Source organism: Chromobacterium sphagni (genome assembly GCF_001855555.1).
GTDB lineage: Bacteria > Pseudomonadota > Gammaproteobacteria > Burkholderiales > Chromobacteriaceae > Chromobacterium > Chromobacterium sphagni.
The window spans coordinates 1-9993 of record NZ_MKCT01000084.1; the positions used below are offsets into that span (position 1 = coordinate 1).

General features: G+C 59.4%; 6 protein-coding genes. 2 read left to right on the top strand and 4 right to left on the bottom strand.

The annotated features are described in order from the left end of the window. The first annotated feature begins 396 nt into the window (after positions 1 to 396). Positions 397 to 1065, top strand: coding sequence for a BRO-N domain-containing protein (locus BI344_RS21730; protein WP_071114884.1), 669 nt, complete (start codon positions 397 to 399; stop codon positions 1063 to 1065). Between the two features lie 91 nt (positions 1066 to 1156). Here BI344_RS21730 and BI344_RS24200 read toward each other — a convergent pair whose 3' ends face one another. Beyond that, the gene (locus BI344_RS24200; RefSeq protein ID WP_139167110.1) at positions 1157 to 2398 is read right to left on the bottom strand and encodes a peroxidase, FMP-type; all 1242 of its coding nucleotides are present in this window, start codon (positions 2396 to 2398) and stop codon (positions 1157 to 1159) included. 653 nt (positions 2399 to 3051) lie between these two features. Here BI344_RS24200 and BI344_RS24645 point away from each other — a divergent pair. After that, positions 3052 to 3936: a copper resistance CopC family protein gene (locus BI344_RS24645; protein WP_071114886.1), complete on the top strand. Its 885-nt coding sequence runs from the start codon at positions 3052 to 3054 to the stop codon at positions 3934 to 3936. Positions 3937 to 4180: 244 nt separating this feature from the next. Here the strand turns inward: BI344_RS24645 and BI344_RS21745 are convergent, their stop codons facing one another. The 3 genes from BI344_RS21745 to BI344_RS21755 all read right to left on the bottom strand — a co-directional run bounded on the left by BI344_RS21745 (position 4181) and on the right by BI344_RS21755 (position 9871). Then, on the bottom strand, positions 4181 to 5383 hold the full coding sequence (locus BI344_RS21745; protein ID WP_071114887.1) for an acetyl-CoA C-acyltransferase: 1203 nt from the start codon (positions 5381 to 5383) through the stop codon (positions 4181 to 4183). Between the two features lie 173 nt (positions 5384 to 5556). Further along, positions 5557 to 7932, bottom strand: coding sequence for a 3-hydroxyacyl-CoA dehydrogenase/enoyl-CoA hydratase family protein (locus tag BI344_RS21750; RefSeq protein ID WP_071114888.1), 2376 nt, complete (start codon positions 7930 to 7932; stop codon positions 5557 to 5559). A gap of 457 nt (positions 7933 to 8389) precedes the next feature. Continuing rightward, positions 8390 to 9871, bottom strand: coding sequence for an OmpP1/FadL family transporter (locus BI344_RS21755; RefSeq protein WP_071114889.1), 1482 nt, complete (start codon positions 9869 to 9871; stop codon positions 8390 to 8392). Positions 9872 to 9993 lie beyond the last annotated feature (122 nt).

Sequence of the window (9993 nt, forward strand, 5' to 3'; positions counted from 1 at the left end):
GTGCTCAACACACCTCTCCGCTAGCGGTTAGCCCGCGCCCGTAAGTCGTGGCTTTTTTGCGTCCATAGGTTTCCTGTCGTGCCGCTCTCTCGGCGCGTCCAAAGCTTATGGCCGGGTAGCGTGCAGCCATACAATACCCCGGCAACGGGGGAAATCTGTGGGCCGTCTAGCGGCGGTGTTGAAGTACCCGGCCGCCCCTCTCAACAGGGGGCGCTTTAGACAAAACCGCTAGGAGTCCATGACCATGGATGCTCGTCTTGTGTTTGTCGTTTCTCTTTCCCCTCCTCTTATTCTCCCTCCCCGCCGCGTGTCGCGTGCCTCGTTGCGCCTGCGCGCCACGTATCGGCTTGCGTTTTTGGCGGCGCGGTTTGCGCGTTGGATTGGGGAGGCTCGGCCATGAGTGCGGCTATCGATCAGCAGGTGAACACGCCGCTGCGGCTGGATTTCGCCAAGGGTTTGGCCATGCGGGTGGTGCGGCGACCGGAGGGGTTTTGGCTGGTGGCGGCGGAGGTGGCCGCGTCCATGAAGCTGGAGGTGAAGGATTTGCTGAAGACGCTGGGCGAACCGCTGGGCCGGCTCTTGCGGCTGGCGGACGAGGCGGAGCCGGTGTTGTGCCTGTCCGAAGGCGAGCTGGACGAGGTGTTCCGCCGCATCAAGAAACCCGGCGCGCGGCGGCTGCGGCGCTGGTGGCTGGAGGAAACCCGCCCGGCTTTGCTGCAGGAGACCGGCGCGGCCCATACGGCGGAAACCCTGCACCTGGCGCTGGCCCTCGCCGCAGAGGCGGCGCAGCAAGTGAGCCGCGCAGTCATGGAAGCCGTGCTGCGCGAACCCGGCACCTGGCAGCATTCGCGCTGGGTGGTGGCGCTGGATTACGCGCCCAACAACAAGCAGCGCTGGCCGCACGGCAGGCTGATCGGCCTGAACAGCAGCGTCTCCACGCTCAGCGCCATGGCCGAGCTGATCGCCCCGCCCGGCAAGATGCCGGCCACCAGCGCGGAACTGCTCAAGCTGGCCACCGCCTGCCAGCTGCGTTTGTCGGAGCGGGTAGACAAGTTCGTCAGCTAACTGCGCATCGCAATAAAAAACACCGCTTCAGCGTTGCGAAGCGGTGTTTTCGTTTCACCTGCCACACTTCATGCTTGAATAAAAACGAATCCTAGAATTTTAAAGGCAATCTACTGTCCGGCTTCTTTCTCAAAGTATTGACCTGAATATGAGGCCAGCGCGTCACCTGGCCGTTTGAACCGAACATGAATTCAAAAAATAGCACCTGCTCATACTGAAGTTGCAATACTTCGCAGCCATCGCTGTCTATCAAAGTTTGTATCCATAAGTTCAGATTCATTTCCGTCACATTGGCAAATGTGCTCACGAATGGGGTATTCAAAATCCCGCCTTGCGGTCCGCCATTGTGTTTGCTGCTGAGCTGAATCAGCGTATATTTTTTAATGCGCTGATCTTTAATCGCGTCACGCAATCGCAAATCAGGACGAACGGAATACGGATAGTTTGGATGAGCGACAATCCGTTGGAAATATGTCAGATTGCTGTCGGGCTGTGTTGCCGGCAATGACTTGTCAAATGCCCAGGCAGGAGCCGGCTCATCAAGATTGAGCGGCGCGGCGGGCGAACCGTCCCCCACTGACAGCAATGAAGATGCGCCCATGCTGGGTGAAATGGCGAGCGGAGATCCTGCCAAGGGCACGGGGTTGGCAGCAATGGCAGCGGGCACGGTATCGTCTTGCGGTTGCGGAGTCGTTGGCCACGAGTTTGTAAATGGCTGGGTCCAGCAATCGGTGCCTATAGGATATTCCGGTTTGCCAGGGATATCAGCCTGAAACCCGCCGGTAATCATGATCGCACTGCCATGGGGTATCGTCCCGCTACGCGCAATGGAATACGGCGGCACATAATTTGGCCCGTTGGCGCCGGCGCCAATGGCAATTCCGGGGAAACCGTTATCTGAAATAACGGATTCTTCAGTAGCCGCATGGTTGTACATCGGGTTCATCCATAGATACATCCCATCTTCTTCGTGAATACCGACACCATCACTTACACGTTGTATGCTTTGATTGTATTTCACCGCGCCAGCAAACTGTTCGTTTGCGCCACCGCGATTCCGTACGCTCCCATCAACCAGAGTAAACGTAAGTTCCTCTGTATAGTTTTCACAAAGAAAATGAAATATGCCAAAAATCGTTTCTGAGTTTGTTCCCGGTGATGGCATACAGGTGGTATGCAATCCCCACCCCACATCTTTTTTGTCCGGATTGTAGTTAGTCCATGCGCCTTCAAGCTGCTTCAGTACACCATAGTCAGCCTCCTTAATCAGTACCGCATCCGAATATTCCGGATACGGGGGAGTTGGTGTTTGAGCGATATCGTTTTCAGACATGGAAACCTCGCGCGGTTATTCATCTTGATAAAGGGCAGCACTGCGGGAAGGCGATGAAACCAGAATGGCCTGCGTCAGGCTTTGTGGGCGTATCCTTACAAATCAAAAACATACGGATGAATGGCTATTATTTTCAGCAAGGCTGCATTTACAATGCAGCAATCTTCTGCAAACCACTTGCTTATAAGCTAAATAAATTTCGCTTATACAAAAATCCTAGCACTAGACATGACGATGTCAAGACGGATTATCCGGATAATTATTTTAATTTTACAAAGAAAAGTTTGAATTAGGCCAAGTTTTCAGAGATGCAATCTGTTGAAAGAATGCAATCATGGAAACGTTAAAACCGAAACTAAAGCAAGGTGGAAGCCACAGCCGAATTTCTCCTGGAAATGTGGGGAAGGACTGTGCGCCTAGAGCCGCTTGTATGGACGCCTCCCATCAACGGCCAAACCGCTTTCTGCTTTCACCCCAAGCCCCCTCCGCCGCCGATTGCCACGAAATGGATAAACACATACAATCAATGACAAAGTCATTTTAAAATTGACATATTCCCCTCTGGAAACCGCCTCAAGCCATCGCCCCGGCAAGGCCGATTCCCAGACGCCACAGGTGTCCAACCGCAGCAACTACGCCAAAAGCACAACTCCATGTCAATCAAAAAACTGCTCTGCCTCGCCGCCTCAACACTGCTGACCAGCGCCGCCTTCGCCAATGCGGTGCCGGCATCCGGCGCCGCCGAAACTGCAAAACCGCAGGCCGCGCGCCTATCCCCAATGGCCTACGGCCAGACGCAATGGATCATGCTGGGCTCGCCGGTGCCGGAAGGCTGGGTGATTACCCGCAGCACCGGCAACCAGAACGAGATCACCGATACCAGAGGCGCTTCCTACACCCAGCAGCTGTCGGTGATGCTCGGCTCGCCGGTCCCGCAGGACTGGGTGGTGATACGGTCGACCGGCACCATGAACGTCATCTACTACACCAAGGGCGCTCAGCTGGGCGCCGAGGTCTCGGTGATGCTGGGCTCGCCCACTCCTAGCGGCTGGGTTGTGATCCGCTCGACCGGCAATATGAACACGCTGCACAATCTCAACGGCTCCAGCTACGGCAGCGAGATCACCGTGATGCTGGGTTCCCCCACCCCGACAGACTGGGTGGTGATACGCTCCGGCAACAACAACAACGTCATCCACTACGTCAAAGGCGCGCCGCTTGGCACCGAGATATCGGTGATGCTGGGCTCGCCGATCCCGGACGGCTGGGTGGTGGTCCGCGCCACCGGCACGATGAATACGCTGTACAATCTCAACGGCTCGCGCTATGCCAGCGAGATCACCGTGATGCTGGGTTCGCCCATTCCGGCGGACTGGGTGGTGATACGCTCCGGCAATAACAACAACGTCATCCACTACACCAAGGGCGCGCCGGCCGGCACCGAAATCTCGGTGATGCTGGGCTCGCCGGTACCAGCAGGCTGGGTGGTGGTGCGCAGCACCGGCAATATGAACGTGATCCGCTACTTGGGCAAATAAGCCCGCGGCGCCACCTCTACGCAAGAAAAGGCTTGCCCATGGCAAGCCTTTTGTTTGCCTCCGCCGCATGCCGACTTCCATCCCAGACGCGGCCAGGGTAGGCTGCGTGAAACAGATCGACCGTCATGCGCAGAAGTCGATGCCCCTGCCGAACGCATCAACATGCTCGCCACGCAAGAAAAACGCCACGGACAAGTCCGTGGCGTTTTCAATTCCCAGCTCCGGCATGCCGGAGCGGCGATGTTTACAGCACTTCGATGATGCCGGCAGCACCCATGCCGGTACCGATGCACATCGTCACCATGCCGTAGCCCTTCTGGCCGGAGTCGCGCATGCCATGCACCAGGGTGGCGGTGCGGATGGCGCCGGTTGCGCCCAGCGGGTGGCCGAGAGCGATCGCGCCGCCGTGCGGGTTAACCTTGGACATGTCCAGCTCCAGATCGCGCGCTACCGCCAGTGCCTGGGCGGCGAAGGCTTCATTCAGTTCGATCCACTTCAGATCGTCCTGCTTCAGGCCGGCTTGCGCCAGCGCGGCCGGGATGGCCTCTTTCGGGCCGATGCCCATGATTTCCGGCGGCACGCCCTTGACCGCGAAGGTCACATAACGGCCGATCGGAGTCAGGTTGAATTCCTTCAGCACGCGCTCCGACACCAGGATTACCGCGCCGGCGCCATCGGACATCTGCGAAGAGTTGCCGGCGGTGACCGAACCCTTGGCGTCGAATACGGTCTTCAGCTTGGCCAGGCCTTCCAGCGAAGTCTCGCGGCGCGGGCCTTCGTCGGTATCCAGCACGCGGGTCTTGGACACCACTTCGCCGGTTTCCAGATTCGGCGTGCGGTAGGTGACTTCCAGCGGAGTGATCTCGTTCTTGAACTTGCCGCCGTCGATGGCGGCCAGCGCGCGGCGGTGCGACTCCACCGCGAAGGCGTCCTGGTCCTCGCGCGAAACGCCCCACTGCTGCGCCACCTTCTCGGCGGTCAGGCCCATGCCGTAGGCGATGCCGTAGTTTTCATCCTTGGAGAAGATGTCCGGGTTCAGCGACACCTTGTTGCCCATCATCGGCACCAGCGACATCGACTCCGAACCCGCCGCGATCACCACGTCGGCTTCGCCCAGGCGGATGCGGTCGGCCGCCATTTGCACGGCGTTGATTCCGGACGAGCAGTAGCGGTTGATGGTGATGCCGCCCACAGTGTTGGGCAGGCCAGCCAGCAGCACGCCGATGCGCGCCATGTTCAGGCCCTGCTCCGCTTCCGGGAAGGCGCAGCCGACCACGCAATCGGAAATCAGTTTCGGATCCAGATTCGGCACCTGCGCCAGCGCGCCGGTGATCACATGCGCCAGCATGTCGTCCGGGCGCACATTGCGCATCATGCCGCGCGGCGCCTTGCCCACCGGGGTGCGGGTGGCGGCGACGATGTAAGCTTCTTGTACTTGCTTAACCATTCTTTTGCTCCTTCGCGACCGGCGGCAGGATTTGGTACCTACCGCCCGTCTTTGCATTCTTGGATGTTTGAGCCGTTTACAAGCGCCTGGGGCAAGGCGCGTCGACGCAGACAGTACATCTAGTACGGCAAGTCGGCGCAGCGCAGCATCAGGCGTCTTGTGGGCAGCTCATATTAGTTGCGCAGCGGCTTGCCGGTGGTCAGCATGTTGGCGATGCGGTCCTGGGTCTTGGAGTTTTTCAGCAGGGTCATGAAGGCCTTGCGCTCCAGGTCCAGAATCCATTGCTCGTTCACCAGGGTGCCGGCTTCCAGGTCGCCGCCGGTCATCACGTCGGCGATCTGCGAGGCGATGAAGAAGTCGTGCTGGCTGATGAAGTTGCCTTCCAGCATATTCACCAACTGACCCTTGATCGACGCCGCGCCGGAACGGCCGGCCACCGGGAAAGCCTTCACCTTCAACGGCGGACGGTAGCCGGATTCGGCCAGCGCCAGCGCCTGCCGCTGGGCCACATAGAGCAGCTCGTAGCTGTTGAACACCACCGGATCGCCCTTGCGGAAGAAGCCGATTTCCTGGGCTTCCACACCGCTGGTGGCGACCTTGGCGGTGGCGATGGCCATGAAGTAGTCCTTCAGCGCGGCCAGCACGTCGCCGCGGGCTTCCTGCGAAGCGCGCAGCGCGAATTCCTTGCAGCCGCCGCCGCCCGGCAGCAGGCCGACGCCCACTTCCACCAGGCCGACATAGGACTCCAGCGCAGCGACGGTCTTGTCGCAGTGCATCGCGAATTCGCAGCCGCCGCCGAACACGTAGCCCTGGGTTGCCGCCACGGTCGGGATCTGGCTATAGCGCAGGCGCATCGCGGTGGACTGGAAGCGACTGATGGTGGCGTCGATAGCGTCCCAGTCGCCCATCATGAAGGCCGGCATCATCGACTGCAGGTCGGCGCCCACCGAGAACGGCTCTTCGGTTTGCCAGATCACCAGGCCCTTGAAGCGGTCTTCGGCAATGTCGATGGCGGTGTTCAAACCTTCCAGCACGGCCGGGCCGATGGCGTGGGCCTTGGACTTGAACGACACCACCAGCACCTCGTCGCCGGTGGTGAAGGCGCGCACGCCCTCGTTCTCGAACACGGTTTCGCCCAGCGGCGCCACGGTTTCGCCCAGCACCTTGGCCGGAGCCAGCTGACGCTGGTAGACGTCCAGGGTAGAACGGCCAACCAGCTTCTTGTCGGCGGCGTTGAACGAGCCTTCGGCGAAATGCACGCCGGCGCGGTCGCTCTCCAGCGCCCAAGCCGGCAATGCAGCGGCGGTCAATGCCTTGCCGGCCTTGACGTCCTCTTCCAGCCACTTGGCAACCTGCTGCCAGCCGGCCGACTGCCAGGTCTCGAACGGACCTGCGCTCCAGCCAAAGCCCCAGCGGATGGCGAAGTCGACGTCGCGGGCGCAGTTGGCGATGTCGCCCAGGTGGAAGGAGATGTAATGGAACACGTCGCGGAAACATGCCCACAGGAACTGCGCCTGCGGATGCTCGCTATCGCGCAGCTTCTGGAATTTCTCCGCCGGGTTGGCGATCTTGAGGATTTCCTTGACAGCGTCGTCGCCCTTCTCGCCGGAGCCGACGTACTCGCCCTTCGCCGGGTCGAGCACCAACATGCGCTTGCCGTCCTTCTTGTAGATGCCGGCCTTGGTCTTGGAGCCCAGCGCGCCTGCGGCGATCAGCTTCTGCATCCAGTCCGGAGTCTGGAACAGGCCGTGCCACGGGTCTTGCGGCAGGGTGTCCTGCATGGTCTTCACCACATGGGCGAAAGTGTCCAGGCCCACCACGTCGGCGGTGCGGAAGGTAGCAGACTTCGGACGGCCCAGCCGCGGGCCGGTCAGGTCGTCGACCACGTCGAAGCGGATGCCGTACTTGGCGGCATTGGCGATGGTGGCCAGCATCGAGAATACGCCGATGCGGTTGGCGACGAAGTTGGGGGTATCTTTGGCGCGGATCACGCCCTTGCCCAGCGTGGACACCAGGAAGCGCTCCAGGTTGTCCAGGATGTGGGCGTCGGAGGTGACGCAGGGAATGATTTCAACCAGGTGCATATAGCGCGGCGGGTTGAAGAAGTGGACGCCGCAAAAACGCGGGCGCACGGAATCCGGGCAGCTTTGCGCCAGCGCGTTGATCGACAGGCCGGAGGTGTTGGTGGCGAAGATGGTGTGTTCGCCCAGATGCGGAGCGACCTTGTGGTACAGGTCGGCCTTCCAGTCCATCCGTTCGGCGATGGCTTCGATCACCAGGTCGCAATCCTTCAGCAGATGCAGATGGTCGTCGTAGTTTGCCGGCTGGATGTGAGCCACCACGTCCTGGCCCGCCAGCGGCGAGGGTTTGAGCTTCTTCAAGCCGTCCAGCGCCTTGAGCACGATGCCGTTCTTGTCGCCGTCCTTGGCCGGAAGGTCGAACAGGATGGTGGGGACTTTGGCATTCACCAGATGAGCGGCGATCTGCGCGCCCATCACGCCGGCGCCGAGAACGGCTACCTTGCGCACATTGAATTTGGTTTGAGACATGGTTTCCTCGATTTGTTGAAACACACATGAGACAGGCCCCTCTTGCCTGTCCAGCTTGCTTCAAGGACGGGCGTTGATTCGTCCTTGCCCTGAGCCCGCGCCCGCGGGGGCCGGCGCGGCGCAGGCGGGTACTGCTTGATAGAACGACCGGCGATTTCGCTATTGTTCCGGTCTGTCGCCGCTACCAGCCTGCTGCCAGGCCGGCTTTGTAGACCATCGGTTTTTCACGCTTGGCTTGAAAACGCCCAGACGATCTGCCAGTGCAGATAAAATATCAAACACTCGCTTTTATGTCGGATTAGTCTAACCCATTTTGGGCAAAATCAAAGCAGGTTTTGTAAAAAATCTGCATGCGGCGCTGGCGCGGCCGCAACAAAGCCATCCACTGTGCCGCAACGACAACAGGGCAGACGCTGCGCGCCTGCCCTGTTGGTGATTTCAAGCCGTCAACGACGGCTTAGAAACGATAGTTGTACTGCAGGCCCACCAATTGCAGATAGGTCTTGTAGGTGCCATTGACCGTGCCGCCGTTGCCGGTACATGCGCCGCCAGTGGTCGGACTGGTGCCTGCCGGGCTGCAACCATCGGTGTAATTGACATTAGCGTTTTTGAAATCGATGAAGCTGTAGGCCAGATCGATCGAGCTTTGCTTGTTGATCTTGAAGTTGGCGCCCAGCGATAGCCAGATGCGGTCGCTGTCCGGAATCGCCGGATGGCGATCCTGATCATCCTTGACCGGCGACTGCTCCCAGGCCAAACCGCCGCGCAACATCCAGCTGTCGTTCAACTGATAGTTGGAGCCGACCGACACCCGCCAGGTGTCTCTCCAGTTCTGGTGCAGCACCAGATCGCCCTGGGCCACGCCATTGACGGCGGATTGCTTGATGTCGATCTGTTGCAGGCGCGAGTTGCGCACCCAGGTCACATCGCCCATCAGCGCAATCTTCGGATTCAGTTGATGGAAAAAGTTGGCGGAAGCGGTTTCCGGGGTGCTTACATCCACAGAAGAAGACGCATCCGGGTGCTTAGCCTTTGCCTGGGCACCCAACGCATTAGCCGCAATGCCAAACGATGGCAGGGCATTATTGGTTACATTGTTGAATGTCCAAGTCGAAGACCCCTGCAGCGATTGCTTGACACTAGAGCGATAAGCCAAGCCGAATCGGGTGTTCTCATCCAATTGGAACATATAGCCAATATTCCAACCGAAGCCCCAGTCATCTCCCTCCACATGCGCCAAACCGTCGCCATTAATGGCCGCTTGATTCACTGCACCCAGCGCCGCAGCCTGGCTTCCCGTCGCAGCTAAAACCTTCTGATATAACGCGGCATTGAGACCTGTAGTAGCATCTGCAGCCTGCTCCAGCGTCGCCTTCATGTATTGGGCGGATATGCCAAAGCCGAAAGAGTGCCGATCGTCCAATTTGAAGGCGATGGACGGATTAATGTTCAGAGACTGCAGATCAATGCTTTTCAACGCATAGCGACCGGCCCAGCCGAAGCCATAGTCCAGCTTGGCGCCGTAGGGTACGTACATGCCGATGCCGGCGGTGATCTTGTCATTGATTTTGCTGGACAGGTAAAAAGTCGGGGCTGCCACGGCCTTCGGGGCAAAAGTGCCGCCATTGTCGCCTCCGGTGGCATGAGCCGGAAAGCCCAATGCCCCAGTGGTTGTCGAGCCCGTGTCATTGTATTCTGAATGCGGCACCACCAGCGTGACGCCGGTGGAAAGCTGGGTGCCATCCAACCGGGTCAGCCCGGCCGGGTTGGAGAAGATGGTGGACGGATCGTTGGCTTCCGCGCCGTTGGCGTGGGCGGTGCCCTGGCCGGAGACGCTCTGCGAACCGAACTGATAACCCGAGGCAGCCGCCTGAGTGGACGCCAGGCCGAGCGCAGTGCCCATGATCATCACGGACAGGCTAAGATGCTTGAGCTTCATGCTTCCCTCTCTGATATTTCTTGAGTAGATATTTTCATTAACGATGACCCAGTCATGGCGTGAGTCATGGTCGATGCTACCAGAGAATTAGAGCAATCCAACCAATAAGCAGAGCTTTTGTT